This window comes from Roseobacter ponti (assembly GCF_012932215.1).
Taxonomy (GTDB): domain Bacteria; phylum Pseudomonadota; class Alphaproteobacteria; order Rhodobacterales; family Rhodobacteraceae; genus Roseobacter; species Roseobacter ponti.
Window position 1 is genome coordinate 322,409 of the sequence record NZ_CP048788.1, and the last position, 14,283, is coordinate 336,691.

13 protein-coding genes are annotated in these 14,283 nt (G+C 61.0%); 11 read left to right on the forward strand and 2 right to left on the reverse strand.

The window, feature by feature from the left end:
• Positions 1-18 precede the first annotated feature (18 nt).
• The gene (gene deoC / locus G3256_RS01555; protein WP_169639168.1) at positions 19-1,023 is read right to left on the reverse strand and encodes a deoxyribose-phosphate aldolase; all 1,005 of its coding nucleotides are present in this window, start codon (positions 1,021-1,023) and stop codon (positions 19-21) included.
• A gap of 276 nt (positions 1,024-1,299) precedes the next feature.
• Here deoC and G3256_RS01560 point away from each other — a divergent pair, with 276 nt between their 5' ends.
• The 4 genes from G3256_RS01560 to G3256_RS01575 are packed head-to-tail and all read left to right on the forward strand — an operon-like array spanning position 1,300 to position 5,223.
• A complete protein-coding gene (locus tag G3256_RS01560) occupies positions 1,300-2,289 on the forward strand; it encodes a metal ABC transporter solute-binding protein, Zn/Mn family (protein ID WP_206040777.1) in 990 nt (329 codons plus the stop codon).
• A gap of 1 nt (position 2,290) precedes the next feature.
• The gene (locus tag G3256_RS01565) at positions 2,291-3,097 is read left to right on the forward strand and encodes a metal ABC transporter ATP-binding protein (RefSeq protein WP_169639169.1); all 807 of its coding nucleotides are present in this window, start codon (positions 2,291-2,293) and stop codon (positions 3,095-3,097) included.
• A gap of 3 nt (positions 3,098-3,100) precedes the next feature.
• Complete coding sequence (locus tag G3256_RS01570) at positions 3,101-4,306, forward strand: metal ABC transporter permease (RefSeq protein WP_169639170.1); 1,206 nt, start codon at positions 3,101-3,103, stop codon at positions 4,304-4,306.
• The gene (locus G3256_RS01575) at positions 4,303-5,223 is read left to right on the forward strand and encodes a metal ABC transporter permease (RefSeq protein WP_169639171.1); all 921 of its coding nucleotides are present in this window, start codon (positions 4,303-4,305) and stop codon (positions 5,221-5,223) included. Before G3256_RS01570 ends, G3256_RS01575 begins: the two co-directional genes overlap by 4 nt.
• Here the strand turns inward: G3256_RS01575 and uraH are convergent.
• Positions 5,220-5,579, reverse strand: a complete 360-nt coding sequence (gene uraH, locus G3256_RS01580) for a hydroxyisourate hydrolase (RefSeq protein ID WP_169639172.1) — start codon at positions 5,577-5,579, stop codon at positions 5,220-5,222. The two genes, G3256_RS01575 and uraH, sit on opposite strands and share 4 nt — an antisense overlap.
• A 109-nt stretch (positions 5,580-5,688) precedes the next feature.
• On the opposite strand from uraH, the gene puuE reads away from it, so the two are divergent.
• From puuE to G3256_RS01615, 7 genes are all read left to right on the forward strand, one after another.
• Positions 5,689-7,101, forward strand: coding sequence for an allantoinase PuuE (puuE, locus tag G3256_RS01585; RefSeq protein WP_169639173.1), 1,413 nt, complete (start codon positions 5,689-5,691; stop codon positions 7,099-7,101).
• Entirely contained in the window at positions 7,098-7,907 is an 810-nt protein-coding gene (locus G3256_RS01590) for a bifunctional allantoicase/(S)-ureidoglycine aminohydrolase (protein WP_169639174.1), read from the forward strand. The genes puuE and G3256_RS01590 overlap by 4 nt, the downstream gene beginning before the upstream one ends.
• Entirely contained in the window at positions 7,904-8,392 is a 489-nt protein-coding gene (locus G3256_RS01595; protein ID WP_169639175.1) for an ureidoglycolate lyase, read from the forward strand. The genes G3256_RS01590 and G3256_RS01595 overlap by 4 nt, the downstream gene beginning before the upstream one ends.
• Positions 8,393-8,442: 50 nt before the next feature.
• On the forward strand, positions 8,443-9,762 hold the full coding sequence (locus tag G3256_RS01600) for a uracil-xanthine permease family protein (protein WP_169639176.1): 1,320 nt from the start codon (positions 8,443-8,445) through the stop codon (positions 9,760-9,762).
• 108 nt (positions 9,763-9,870) lie between these two features.
• Positions 9,871-11,094, forward strand: a complete 1,224-nt coding sequence (locus G3256_RS01605) for a urate hydroxylase PuuD (RefSeq protein ID WP_169639177.1) — start codon at positions 9,871-9,873, stop codon at positions 11,092-11,094.
• Between the two features lie 83 nt (positions 11,095-11,177).
• Complete coding sequence (gene mutL / locus G3256_RS01610) at positions 11,178-13,013, forward strand: DNA mismatch repair endonuclease MutL (protein ID WP_169639178.1); 1,836 nt, start codon at positions 11,178-11,180, stop codon at positions 13,011-13,013.
• Positions 13,010-14,245, forward strand: coding sequence for a DNA recombination protein RmuC (locus G3256_RS01615; protein ID WP_169639179.1), 1,236 nt, complete (start codon positions 13,010-13,012; stop codon positions 14,243-14,245). Before mutL ends, G3256_RS01615 begins: the two co-directional genes overlap by 4 nt.
• Positions 14,246-14,283 lie beyond the last annotated feature (38 nt).

Here is a 14,283-nt window from a genome sequence, read left to right on the forward strand (position 1 = left end):
GTCCTTTCGCAGAATGGGTCAGCTGGTGGCGTGGCGGTATCCGGCAGAGTAGTTGCCGGTGACATGGTGCTCGAGCTGGCGTTCAATGTCGTTGAGCAGTGACGAGGCACCAAAGCGGAAGAGGTCAGGCCTGAGCCATCTGTCGCCGAGTTCCTCTTTCATCATCGCCAGATAGGTGATCGCGTCTTTGGCTTTGGAAATGCCGCCGGCGGGTTTGTAGCCCACCCGGTATCCGGTGCGTTCAAAATAATCACGGATGGCGCGGATCATCACCAGGGTCACGGGCAGGGTGGCATTGACGCTCTCCTTACCGGTGGAGGTTTTGATGAAATCGGCCCCCGCCATCATGCAGACGACAGACGCACGGGCGACGTTGCGCAGAGAGCCGAGCTCTCCGGTGGCAAGGATGGCTTTGACATGGGCCTCGCCGCAGGCTGCTCGCATCTGCTGCATTTCTTCGTAAAGTGCGGTCCAGTTGCCGGTCAGAACATGACGACGCGAAATCACGATGTCGATCTCTGCGGCGCCGGCTTTGACGCTTTCGCTGATCTCGGCCAGCCGCAGGTGCAGTGGCGAGAGGCCGGCAGGAAATCCGGTGCTGACCGCCGCGACCGGAATGCCGCTGCCGTCGAGCGCGCGGACGGCGGCCGGGATCATCTCGTGATAAACACATACGGCCCCCGTCGTGATCGGCGGCATCCCAAGTGCGTCGAGCAGGTTCTGTGAAACCGGGTGGCGCGCTTTGGCGCAAAGGCGTTCAACGCGGCGTTCAGTATCATCGCCCGACAGCGTGGTCAGATCAATGCAGGTCACCGCCCGCAACAGCCAGGCGGCCTGATGGTCTTTTTTTACCGACCGGCGGGCAGGCAGCTGTGCTGTGCGGCGCTCAATCGCCGAGGTGTTTGCCTGCACCCCGCGGACCCAGTCCATATCATGCGGCATGCCCGGGTTCCGGGTGTCTGCCACCTGCGGCAGCTGATCGCGGGCTGTGTCTGTCGTGTGTTCTGTGCTTTGGCTGAGCATGAGCAGATCCCCGTTCGCGGTGCAGGGCAAAGTCGCATGACAACCGGGTCTTGGCAATAAGCCGGACCGGTTATCACCCGGCGTCACAGACATGATTCCCGCTGATCTGAGCGCCTGGTAACAAGGGTGAAAACGGCCGCCTTTGCCTCAAAACGGGCATTCAGACCCCGTCAGGCATGAATCCGCCTGTTGTATTTGCGAATTATTCGCATTTTCATTGACCTTTTGCGAATGGCTCTCATATTCAATTACATGACTGACTTTGGGAAACCCCGGATGACGCGCGCGCATTCACTCCAGAAACTGACCCGGCGCGGGCTGCTTGGCAGCGCTGCGGGCGCGCTTGCTCTGACGGTAAGCGCACCTGTACTGCGCGCCGCAGCACCGCTGAATATTGTGGCCACGACGGGCATGATCGCTGATACGGCACAGCGCATCGGTGGTGATCTTGTGGCGGTACGCGGGTTGATGGGCCCGGGCGTTGACCCGCACGGTTACCGCCAGACACGCAGTGATATCGTTGCCATGACGCGTGCGGATGCAGTGCTCTGGCACGGGCTTTATCTGGAAGCGCAGATGGAGAGTTTTCTCGCGGATCTGGCCCGCAAGGTGCCGGTGTTTGCCGTTGCCGAAGCCGTGCCACAGGAGAAACTCCTGAGCCATGCCGACTATGACGGGCGCTATGATCCGCATGTCTGGATGGATCCCCTGCTCTGGCAGGACGTTACCCTTGAAATCACCAGAGCGCTGTCCTCGCTTCAGCCGGAGAGCACAGATGCTTTTGCGCGCAATGCGGAAGAATTCCTCGGGGAACTGGATGCGCTGAGCGCCTATGCGGTCACCCATCTGTCCGCAGTCCCGCAGGAAAAACGCGTTCTCGTGACGGCACATGATGCTTTTGGCTATTTCGGTGCGGCCTACGGGTTTGAAGTCGTGGGCATTCAGGGCATCTCGACCGACAGTGAAGCAGGTCTGAACCGCATTTCCGAACTGGTCAGTTTTCTGGTCACGCGCGGCATCGGTGCCGTGTTTGTTGAAACCTCGGTTTCTGACCGGAATATTCGTGCGCTGATTGAAGGTGCTGCGGCACAGGGCCATGATGTGACCATCGCTGGCGCTCTTTTCAGCGATGCGATGGGCCAGGAGGGAACCTACGAAGGGACTTACCCCGGCATGATTGACCACAACGTAACGACTATTGCAGCCGCGCTGGGAGCAGAAGTGCCCGATCGCGGGCGGCTTGGCAAACTTGCGGTGGGAAGCTGATATGAGCCTTCATCTTGCAACACGAAACGGAACACCGGCCGCGTCGGACGTGCAGCGCAAAAGCCCGCTGGCGGTCCGTGGCCTGACGGTTTCCTACGGTCAGAAACCGGCCGTCTTTTCGGTCGACATGACCGTCGTGCGCGGCTCTATGACGGCCATTATCGGCCCCAACGGCGCTGGTAAATCGACCCTGCTGAAGGCTGCCCTTGGCATTCTCAAACCTCTGGCGGGCATGACCACGGTTTTCGGCGACCCTGTGAGCGACGCGCGAGACCGCATTGCTTATGTTCCGCAACGTGCTTCTGTCGACTGGGATTTTCCGACGCGCGTCATCGATGTGGTGCTGATGGGGCTTTATCCGAAGCTCGGCCTGCTGGGGCGGGTACGCAAAACTCATCGCGAGCAGGCGATGGCCTGTCTGGAACGCGTCGGCATGCAGGATTTTGCCGCGCGGCAGATCGGTCAGCTTTCAGGCGGCCAGCAGCAGCGGGTGTTTCTTGCCCGTGCTCTTGTGCAGGATGCTGACCTTTATCTGCTGGATGAGCCCTTCGCCGGTGTGGATGCAGCCACCGAGAAGGCCATTATCGTCGTGCTTAAATCTCTGCGGGACGCGGGCAAAACCGTTGTTGCAGTGCATCATGACCTGAGCACCGTGACCGAATATTTCGACCATGTTTTCATGATCAATACGCGGCGGATTGCTGAAGGAACGGTCGAAGATGCCTTCACCTCCGAAAATCTGCAATACACCTATGGCGGACGTCTCGGCGTTGCACAGACCGAGCAGCTGAGCGGGACGCTCGGCTGAGCCATGATCACCGACGCGCTGCTCCTGCAACTGGGGTACAATGCGAGCCTGGTGACGCTGGGTGCGACGCTTCTGGGAATGGCGGCGGGCGTGGGCGGGACGTTTCTTTTCCTGCGCAAACGCGCCCTCGTGAGCGATGCGATTTCACATGCCACTCTGCCCGGTGTCGCGCTGGCCTTTATCGTTATGGTCAGTCTGGGGGGCGACGGGCGCAGCCTTGTCGGTCTGCTGGCCGGGGCTGCGGGGTCTGCCGCACTTGGTCTGCTGATTGTCTCCTGGCTCAGCACCCGGACACGGCTTGCAGAGGATGCAGCGATCGGCGCGGTTCTGTCGGTGTTTTTCGGGCTCGGCGTGGTGTTGCTGACCGTGATCCAGAGCATGCGCTCGGGTCAGCAGGCGGGGCTGGAAGGGTTTCTGCTGGGCTCCACAGCCGGGATGCTGCGCTCTGACGCAGTGATTATAGCAGTGTCTGCGGCTCTGACGCTGGCGCTTGTTCTGCTGCTGCGCCGCCCGCTGACGCTTGCGTCTTTTGATCCGGGGTTTGCCACGGCAACCGGCCAGAACACGGCGCGTACGGATCTTGCGATGATGGGCATTGTGCTTGCGGTGACGGTGGTCGGGCTCAAGATCGTGGGCCTTATTCTGATCGTGGCGTTGCTGATTATTCCACCCGTCACGGCCCGGTTCTGGACCGAGCGCACTGACCGGGTGGTGCTGGTTTCAGGACTTATCGGCGGGCTTTCTGCCTATATCGGTGCGGCGCTTTCAGCGGCACTTCCCGATCTGCCCACCGGCCCGATTATTGTGCTGGCGGGGTTTGCGTTTTTCGTGATCTCTCTCATTCTGGCGCCCCGCCGCGGGGTACTTGCGGCCTGGGTGCACCACCGCGCCTTTCAGAAAAGCGTGCATCTGCGGCAGGGTCTTCTGGCCCTGGCGCAGGGACAGCCCATCTACGAGCCGCTGACGCTGCGGCTGTTGCGGCGCGAGGGCTGGGCACTGCCGGACGGTGTTGCAACAGACGAAGGCCGGGGGCGGGCTGCGCGGGCACTTCTGGACGAGACCCGCTGGCAGATCATCCGCCGTGATCCGTCCTTTGAGGCAGCCGCCGCGCATTATGACGGGCTGACCCCCATTGAACGGGTGCTGACCGCCGATCAGATCGCTGAGGTCGACACAAGGCTGCCCTCGGCGCGCGTGGTTGCGCCATGATGGGCGCCGAATTCGTCTCGCTCTCGCTGCCGCCGGTGATCATCGGTATCTGCGTGGCAGTGGCCTGTGCTCTGCCCGGTAACTTTCTGGTGCTGCGGCGCCAGGCGCTGATCGGGGACGCGATCAGCCATGTGGTTCTGCCGGGGATCGTCGTGGCCTTTCTGCTGACCGGGGCGGTCTCGACGTGGCCCATGCTGCTGGGCGCGGCAGGTGCCGCAGTGCTGGCTGTTGCGGCAATCGAGACCATCCGTCGTGTGGGGCGCATTGAACCCGGCGCGGCCATGGGTGTCGTCTTTACCACGATGTTCGCGGGCGGGGTGTTGCTGCTGGAGCAGTCCGATACCTCCTCTGTGCATCTCGATGTGGAACACGCACTCTACGGTAACCTGGAAAGCCTGATCTGGCTGGATGCCAGCGGCTGGGGCTCGCTGCTCGACCCGGACGCTCTGGCAGGGCTGCCGGTGGAGCTTGTGCGTATGGCCGCAACACTTGCCGGTGTGATCCTCTTTATGTTTGTGTTCTGGCGTCCGTTGAAAATCTCGACCTTCGACGAAGGGTTCGCGCAGACCATGGGCATGCGCACCGGCGCTCTGGGTCTCGCGCTTGTGATCGTTTCCGCCATCGCGGCGGTCGCGGCCTTTGATGCGGTAGGCAGCATTATCGTGATCGCCATGTTCATCTGTCCGCCGGCTGCCGCCCGGATGATGACAAACAGGCTTGAACGGCAGGTGGCCTGGTCGGTGCTTTTTGCGGTGATTGCTGCTGTCGCGGGCTATGTAATCGCGGGCTACGGTCCGGTCTGGATGGGTTTTGCCGCCTCTGTTTCGGCAGCGGGCATGATTGCCACCCTCTCCGGCGTGATCCTTGGCCTTGCGGCAGCTCTGGGCCCGCACCGCAGGCGCGGGGGCACGGCCTAGCTGCCGCGATAGGTCGAGTACCCGAAAGGCGACAAAAGCAGCGGCACATGGTAATGGCTGTCGGGATCGGAAATGCCGAACCGGATCGGTATTTCCGCCAGAAAGCGCGGTGATTCCGGCGGCACACCGCATCCGTCGAGATAACTTTGCGCATCAAAGACCAGCTCGTAGTTCCCGGTTTCAAACGCGCCTTTGGGCAGAATCGGGGTGTCAGTACGTCCGTCAGTATTTGTTACGGCACGGGCGATTTCTTCGCGCGCATCGCCACTCAGCCGGTAGAGCGTGATGCTGAGCCCCGCCGCCGGGCAGCCTCTGCCTGTGTCGAGTACATGCGTTGTCAGATATCCGTCGGGCATGATGCGCTTTCTGCAATTTGTCTTCAGGACAGCCTGCCTGCGCCAGATACGAATTGCAACGCGCGCCCGGTGGGTATTCAATGGGCGACGGCTCAGGCAGGAGAGATTGGTGAACCGCTACCCCAGAGATTTCAGAGGCTATGGTGCAGCACCGCCCGATGCTGCCTGGCCCGATGGCGCTCGGATCGCTGTGCAGTTTGTGCTCAACTACGAAGAGGGCGGCGAAAATAATGTGCTGCATGGAGATGCCGCCTCCGAGGCGTTTTTATCGGAGATTGTCGGCGCACAACCCTGGCCCGGACAGCGGCACTGGAACATGGAATCGATCTATGACTACGGCGCGCGCGCTGGGTTCTGGCGATTGCACCGGCTTTTCACCGGCGCCCGCATCCCGCTGACCATATACGGTGTCGCCACAGCGCTGGCACGCGCGCCTGAGCAGGTCGAAGCGATGCAGCAGGCGGGCTGGGAAATCGCGAGTCACGGGCTGAAATGGATTGACTACAAAGATCACAGCGAAGCCGACGAGCGCGCCGATATGATGGAAGCCATACGCCTGCACCGGGAGGTCACCGGCGACGGTCCCCGCGGCTGGTACACAGGCCGCTGTTCCGTGAATACCGTGGCGATGGCAGCGGCGACCGGCCAGTTTGATTACATCTCGGACACCTATGACGATGATCTGCCCTACTGGATCCGTGCGGGCAAACGCGACCAGCTGATCATCCCCTATACGCTTGATTGTAACGACATGCGCTTTGCCACGCCTCAGGGATTCAATTCGGGCGATCAGTTCTTTGCCTATCTGCGCGATTCCTTTGATGCGCTTTACGCCGAAGGCGCAGCGGGCGCAGCGAAAATGATGTCCGTGGGTCTGCATTGCCGGCTCATCGGGCGCCCGGGCCGGGTGCAGGCGCTGCGCAGATTTATTGATTATATCCAGGGTTTTGAGGGCGTCTGGTGCCCGCGGCGGATTGATATTGCGGACCATTGGGCCCGACATCATCCGCCAGCCCGCCTGACGCGCCCGTCGCAGATGCCGAAAGCCGGGTTTATCGCGGCCTGGGGCGGTATCTTTGAGCATTCCGAATGGATCGCTGAACGTGCGTTTGACGCTGAGCTTGGCCCCGCCCACGACAGCGCCGCAGGTCTGCATTCAGCGCTGGCGCGGGTGTTCCGCAGTGCAACCGTGAAAGAGCGCATGGCCGTGCTGAAGGCGCATCCGGATCTGGCCGGTAAACTGGCGGCAGCAAAGCGCCTGACAGAGGACAGCACGACAGAGCAGGCCAGCGCCGGGCTCGATGTGCTGACGGATGCCGAGCGGGAAACATTTGAGGCACTTAACGGTGAGTATGTGAAAAAGCACGGGTTTCCTTTCATTATCGCGGTTCGCGATCATGACAAAGACGGTATTCTGCGCGCTTTCCGACGGCGCGTTGCCAACGAAACCGATGATGAATTCACCGAAGCCTGCCGGCAGGTCGAGCGCATTGCGAGGCTGCGGCTGGAGGCGGTACTGTGAGCTATGCTTTCCCGCCCGGCGGCCTGCCTGACCAGTTGCAAAGCCCTGAAGGCACTGCTGTTTTCACTGAGGCCTACGCCGTCCTGCCAGCGATCACCCAGCGCGATATCGTCACCAGTTTTCTGCCGGGATGGCAGAACACGCGCGTGTGGATTCTCGCCCGCCCCCTGACCGGTTTTGCCGAAACCTTCTCGCAATATGCGGTCGAGGTCGAACCCGAAGGCGGCAGTGCCACGCCGGAACCCGACGTGCACGCTCAGGCCGTGATTTTTGTGGCCAGCGGGACGGCCCGGCTCACGCTGGGGCAGGATTTCTACGATCTGCGGGCCGGCAGCTATGTTTATATCCCGCCAAGCGCTGTCTGGACGTTCTGGAACACCAGCGACCAACCCTGCCGGTTTCACTGGATCCGCAAACGCTATGAGCCCGGCGAAGGCACCAGTGTGCCGGATGCGCTGGTGACCCATGAAACCGACGTGCCGGCGATTTCAATGCCCGGCTGCAACGATACCTGGGCGACCCAGCGGTTTCTCGAACCTCTTGACCTGGATTACGATTTTCATGTGAACATCGTGAATTTTCTGCCCGGCGGGCGCATCCCTTTTGCTGAGACCCATGTCATGGAGCACGGGCTGTATGTGTTGCAGGGCACGGCGGACTATCTGCTCAACAAAGACTGGGTTTCGGTGGGTCCCGGTGATTTTATCTGGCTGCGCGCCTTCTGCCCGCAGGCCTGTATCGCGACGGGGGATGAGCCGTTCCGCTATCTGCTCTATAAAGACGTGAACCGTCACGCAAAGCTATGACGCGCGTGATCACCTGCCAGCCCCTGACTACTGCGGCTTTTGCCCCGTTCGGTGATGTTCTCGACTGTTCGGGTGATCCCGACCGGATGATCAACGCCGGTCTTTGCGGCCGCTATCACGACCGCGCACAACTCGATTTCGGGGAAGGGGGCCGCGCGGGCATCAGTCTGTTTCGCGCGACGCCCCGCAGTCTGCCTTACGAGGTGGAACTTCTTGAGCGCCACCCTGAGGGAAGCCAGGCTTTCATCCCGATGACAGAGAACCCTTTTCTGGTGATTGTCGCCCCCGATGCCGGCGGTCACCCGGGCCCCCCGCAGGCCTTTCTGACGGCCCCCCGCCAGGGCATCAACTTTCACGCGGGCACCTGGCACGGTGTTCTGACACCGCTTGCGGCGCCCGGAATATTTGCAGTGGTGGACCGCATTGGGGAAACCGCCAACCTCGAAGAGGTTTTCCTTGATCCACCCTGCCAGGTGGTTTCATAAAAATACAAAGGCCGGAGCATGCCGGCCCCACATAACGACGGGGACATAACATGACAGATACAACCACCGGCGCCTGGAGCGATCCGGATCAGACGCCGCCGCTTTCACAGGCCGTGCCTCTCGGGCTGCAACACGTGCTGGCGATGTTCGCCTCCAACGTTACGCCATCCATAATCGTGGCGGGGGCTGCCGGCCTGGCCTTTGGCGGACCCGAGCAGGTTTATCTCATTCAGATGGCGATGCTTTTTGCAGGGATCGCCACGCTTTTTCAGACTGTGGGCCTTGGCCCCATAGGGGCGCGTCTGCCGATCATGCAGGGCACAAGCTTTGCCTTTGTCGGTGTGCTGGCGGGTGTGGCTGCCACGCAGGGCCTCAGCGTGGCGCTCAGCGCCTGTATCATCGGCGGTGTGCTGCACTTTATTCTGGGCGGCTTTATCCGCCATCTGAGGTGGCTCTTTCCGCCTCTGGTGACCGGCCTCGTGATCCTCGCCATCGGTCTTTATCTGATCCCGGTTGCGATCAAATACGCAGCAGGCGGTGCCGCCTCGTTCCAGATGGAAGCCGAAAGCTTCGGATCGCTGAAACACTGGTCTGTTGCTCTTTCCGTGGTCATCGTTGCTCTGGTCCTGAAGTTTTTCACCAAAGGCACACTGTCCAACGCGGCCATCCTTGTGGGTCTCATTGTCGGCTATATCCTTGCTTTTGTGCTGGGGATGGTGAATTTCGGGGCTGTGGGCAATGCCGCATGGTTTACGGCGATTACGCCGCTGCCCTATGGATTCGAGTTCTCCCTGGGCGCCGTAATTGCCGTCACGCTGGTCTCGGTGGTTTCGGCCATCGAAACGGTTGGTGACACCTCCGCCACCACCAAAGCCGGCGCAGGACGCGAGGCGACCGATGCGGAAATCTCAGGCGCCACCTATGCGGACGGGCTTGGCACGGCAATCGCGGGGGTCTTCGGGGGCCTGCCGAATACTTCGTTCAGTCAGAACGTCGGCATCGTCGGCATGACCGGCATCATGAGCCGCCATGTGGTGACCATCGGGGCGCTTGTCCTGATCCTCTGCGGTCTCGTGCCCAAGATCGGTGCCGTCATCGCCTCCATGCCTCTGCCGGTGCTCGGTGGCGGGGTGATCGTTATGTTCGGTATGGTTGCCGCCGCCGGTCTGAATGTGCTCAGCGAGGTGAATATGAACCGGCGCAATATGGTCATCATCGCCGTGTCGCTGGCTGCCGGACTTGGTCTCAATCTTGTGCCCACCGCCGTGCAATACCTGCCAGGTGTTGTGAAAACGCTCGCGACATCTGCCGTGGCGCCCACAGCTCTGGTGGCTGTCGTTCTCAACCAGCTGTTGCCGGAAGAAATCTGACGTCCCGGGAACCTGAGGCGAAAAATACTCCCGCCGGAGGCTCCCCGCCCTGCCAGCAGCATGCTAGAGCAGTAAGAGAGCGCCGCCTGACTGCAAGGAGAGCAGCACATGTACGATCTCGCCGCAATGGCTGCCTGGATTGAATTCGGGGTCCGCTGGCTGCATGTGATTACCGCCATTGCCTGGATCGGATCGTCTTTTTACTTCATTGCGCTGGATCTGGGTCTGCACCGTGACCGCAATCTCGCGTCGGGTGCTGACGGCGAAGAGTGGCAGGTTCACGGCGGTGGCTTTTACCACATCCAGAAGTATCTCGTGGCCCCCGATAATATGCCGGACGGGCTGATCTGGCATAAATGGCAGAGCTACTGGACATGGATCAGCGGCTTTATCCTTCTGGTGCTGGTCTATTACCTCGGGGCGGAATTCTACCTTATTGATCCCGCCGTTCTGGATATCGGCGCCTCGCAGGCAATCGTGATTTCGCTTGCCTCACTGGCCTTTGGCTGGATCGTTTATACGACGCTCTGCAGGATTTTTGTCGATGCCAATCAGACGACGCTGATGCTGGCGCTTTTTGCGGTGCTGGTGGGCATGTCATGGTTTTATACACAGGTCTTCACCGGGCGTGCGGCGATGCTGCACCTGGGGGCTTTCACGGCCACGATCATGAGTGCCAATGTCTTTATGGTGATCATCCCGAACCAGAAAATCGTGGTCGATGATCTGATCAACGGCCGAACACCGGATGCGAAATACGGCAAGATCGCCAAGCAGCGGAGCACGCATAACAACTATCTGACGCTGCCGGTGATCTTTCTGATGCTGAGCAACCATTATCCGCTGGCCTTTGCCACGGGCAACACCTGGATCATCGCCAGCCTTGTGTTTCTGATGGGCGTCACAATCCGGCATTACTTTAATTCGATGCACGCGCGTCAGGGCAACCCGCACTGGACCTGGGCTGTGACCGCGCTGATTTTCATTGTGATTATGTGGCTCTCGGTGGCACCCATGCGCGGCTCTGATGAGCCCGAAGAGGCCACCGGCCCGGCTTTGCGCTTTGCCCAGGCCGAAGGGTTTGAAGATGTGCATGATATCGTTCTGGGCCGGTGCTCGATGTGCCACGCGGCTGAGCCGGTCTGGGAGGGGCTGCTCTGGCCACCCGGGGGCGTGCGTCTGGAGACGGAAAACCAGATCGCGCGGCAGGCCCGCGACATCTATCTGCAGGCCGGTCTCAGCCACGCGATGCCCCCGGCAAACCTCTCGTGGATCACCAGCGAGGAACGCGCGCAGATCGTCGCGTGGTATCGCGCCGCAACCGGCGGATAGGGCGCAGGCGCGGGACGAAACAGATCTCGTTTCAGCAGAAATCAGGTTTCAGAATCGCAGTGTGCCATGCTAAGTATAGCGGTATGGCCACAGCTAACCCCAACATAAGCGACTTTCGCCCGGTAATTCGCCAGCTTGATGAAAGCGCGGTAAACCGGATCGCCGCCGGTGAGGTTGTCGAGCGTCCGGCGTCCGCGGTGAAAGAACTCGTCGAGAACGCAATCGACGCCGGGGCCCGTAATATTACGGTTGAATACGCGGACGGTGGCAAGACTCTGGTGCGTGTTCAGGACGATGGCTGTGGCATGACGGCGGATGATCTGCCGCTGGCGCTTTCGCGACACGCAACCTCCAAAATCGACGGATCCGATCTTCTGAACATCCATACCTTCGGCTTTCGCGGTGAGGCGTTGCCCTCTCTGGGGGCCGTTGGCCGACTGACGATATCCAGCCGGACGCCGGGCGGAGACGGAATTGAAATATCGGTGGCCGGCGGGCGCACTTCGGCGGTGAAGCCGGCAGCCCGGAACGCGGGCACAACCGTCACGCTGCGCGATCTCTTTTACGCCACGCCAGCGCGGCTCAAGTTCCTGCGTACCGACCGCGCAGAGGCGCAGGCGATCACCGATGTGATCAAACGCCTGGCGATGGCCGAGCCCTTTATCCGTTTTGTACTGCGCGATGTGTCCGGTGACGGCGAAGGCCGCGAGACGTTTCAGGCGCCGGCGGAGCAGGGAGATCTTTTTGGCGCACTGCATGGTCGCCTGACCCGTGTTCTGGGGCGGGAGTTTGCTGAAAACGCGCTGCCGGTTGATGCGCAGCGCGAAGGATTGCATCTCACAGGCTTTGCCGCGCTGCCGACCTATTCCCGGGGCTCAGCTGTTGCGCAGTATCTTTTCGTCAACGGTCGTCCGGTGCGTGACAAGCTGCTGATCGGAGCCTTGCGCGGGGCCTATTCCGATTTCCTGAGCCGTGACCGTCATCCGGCTGCTGCACTCTTTATCGAATGCCCACCCGAGCAGGTTGACGTCAATGTACACCCGGCGAAATCAGAGGTGCGGTTCCGCGACCCGGGACTTGCGCGCGGGCTCATCGTGTCGGCGCTGCGCCACGCGCTCGCAGAGGCCGGACACCGCGCCTCGACAACTGTTTCCGGTGCCACCCTGGGAGCCATGACGCCGGAACCTGCAGGCGCACGGGTGTACCAGATGGACCGTCCCGGTGCGCTTGCGCGCGGCGCGTCCTATACGGCTCAGACCCCTCAGTTTGCGGAAACATCGGCGCCATGGGGCCGTGTTGACGCCGGTCCGGAAGTCGCCCCTGAGGAAGAGAGGCAGGATTTTCCACTGGGCACGGCCCGAGGCCAGGTGCACGAAAATTACATCGTGGCGCAAACTGCGACGGGGATGGTTATTGTTGATCAGCACGCGGCCCACGAACGGCTGGTCTATGAAAAGCTTAAAGCGCAGATGGCCGAAAAGGGCGTCGCATCTCAGGCTTTGCTGATCCCGGAAATTGTCGAGCTGTCAGCCGGCGACTGTGCGCGTGTGCTTGATGCAACCGAAGATCTGGCGGGGCTTGGCCTTGTGATTGAACCTTTCGGCGGTGACGCGGTTGCGGTGCGCGAAACACCGGCCGTTCTGGGTGAGGTCAACGCGCGCGCCATGGTGCTTGATATCCTCGATGAACTGGCCGACCAGAACCGGTCAGACACCCTGCGCTCACGTATCGAAGCGATCCTGAGCCGTGTTGCCTGTCACGGATCGATCCGGTCAGGGCGCAGGATGCGCGCCGAAGAGATGAACGCGCTGCTGCGCGAGATGGAAGCCACGCCGCATTCCGGCCAGTGCAACCATGGCAGACCCACCTATGTCGAGCTGAAGCTGTCCGACATAGAGCGCCTTTTCGGGCGGACATGATCGAGTTCGGCGGCCAGACTTACCTGCTCAGCGATCCGCTGGTAATGGCGGTTCTGGCAGGCGGCGCCGTCTTAGTGCTGATCGTGATCCTGCTGATCATGGCTGTGCGTGCCGCAGGCAGATCCGCACAGTTCGCGGCACCACTCGCACAGCAGATCGGAATGCTGGGCCAGAATGTGCAGCAGCTTGGAGCCGGGCAGGAGCAGTTGCGCGGCGGACTGCAGACCGTATCCGACACCCAGGCCAACGCACAGGCGCATGTCATCCAGACCGTCGAGGCGCGTCTTGCCTCGGTACAGCAGCAGATGCAGGACCGGCTTGCGGACAACGCCATGCGATCGCAGCGGGCTATGACAGAGATGCAGGAGCGGATGAAAGAGACGCTGAACGGCTCTTCCAAACAGACTAACACCTCTCTTACGCAGCTGCAGGAACGGCTGGCGGTGATCGACAAGGCGCAGGACAACATTACCCGGCTTTCCGGTGATGTTCTGAGCCTGCAGGATATCCTGAGCAACAAGCAGACGCGCGGTGCTTTCGGGGAAATTCAGCTGAATGATATCGTGTCGAAAGCGCTGCCGCGGGACAGCTATTCCCTTCAGGCGACGCTCAGCAACGGCAAGCGGGCGGATTGTCTGATCCACCTGCCAAATCCTCCGGGACCGATTGTTATCGATAGTAAATTTCCGCTTGAAGCCTATGAGGCGCTGCGCCGGGCAGAGACGGAATATGAACTGAGTGAAGCGGCAAAAATGCTGCGGACGTCCGTGCGCAAGCACATCACAGACATTTCACAACGCTACATCATCGAGGGCGAAACCGCAGATGGAGCGCTGATGTTTCTGCCGTCGGAAGCGGTCTATGCCGAACTGCACGCCAATTTTCCGGAACTGGTTCGGGCGGGGTTCGATGCGCGGGTCTGGATCGTTTCTCCGACCACCTGCATGGCCACGCTTAACACCATGCGCGCCATTCTGAAAGATGCCCGGATGCGCGAACAGACGGGTGCTATCCGCAAGACACTCAAACTGCTGCACCGCGATGTTGAGCTTGTTGTTGAACGGGTCGGAAAGCTCGACACACACTTCCGGCAGGCGCGGGAGGACCTTGACGGGATCGGCACGGCGGCCGAGCGCGCGGGCAAGCGGGCGATGCGTCTTGATAACTTCGATTTCGAAGAGCTCAGCGCGGAAGAAGAAGTTGCGGTGCCGCTGAGTCCGTCGAAACCCTGATTTGCCAGGCAGGCACCCGCCGAAGAAAAAGATACGCC

What these genes read in the sequence shown, in the direction of transcription:
- deoC (WP_169639168.1), bottom strand. Translation starts at nt 1,023, where the DNA reads ATGCTCAGCCAAAGCACAGAACACACGACAGACACAGCCCGCGATCAG.
- G3256_RS01600 (WP_169639176.1), top strand. Translation starts at nt 8,443, where the DNA reads ATGACAGATACAACCACCGGCGCCTGGAGCGATCCGGATCAGACGCCG.
- mutL (WP_169639178.1), top strand. Translation starts at nt 11,178, where the DNA reads ATGGCCACAGCTAACCCCAACATAAGCGACTTTCGCCCGGTAATTCGC.
- uraH (WP_169639172.1), bottom strand. Translation starts at nt 5,579, where the DNA reads ATGCCCGACGGATATCTGACAACGCATGTACTCGACACAGGCAGAGGC.
- G3256_RS01560 (WP_206040777.1), top strand. Translation starts at nt 1,300, where the DNA reads ATGACGCGCGCGCATTCACTCCAGAAACTGACCCGGCGCGGGCTGCTT.
- G3256_RS01565 (WP_169639169.1), top strand. Translation starts at nt 2,291, where the DNA reads ATGAGCCTTCATCTTGCAACACGAAACGGAACACCGGCCGCGTCGGAC.
- G3256_RS01615 (WP_169639179.1), top strand. Translation starts at nt 13,010, where the DNA reads ATGATCGAGTTCGGCGGCCAGACTTACCTGCTCAGCGATCCGCTGGTA.
- G3256_RS01595 (WP_169639175.1), top strand. Translation starts at nt 7,904, where the DNA reads ATGACGCGCGTGATCACCTGCCAGCCCCTGACTACTGCGGCTTTTGCC.
- G3256_RS01570 (WP_169639170.1), top strand. Translation starts at nt 3,101, where the DNA reads ATGATCACCGACGCGCTGCTCCTGCAACTGGGGTACAATGCGAGCCTG.
- G3256_RS01575 (WP_169639171.1), top strand. Translation starts at nt 4,303, where the DNA reads ATGATGGGCGCCGAATTCGTCTCGCTCTCGCTGCCGCCGGTGATCATC.
- G3256_RS01605 (WP_169639177.1), top strand. Translation starts at nt 9,871, where the DNA reads ATGTACGATCTCGCCGCAATGGCTGCCTGGATTGAATTCGGGGTCCGC.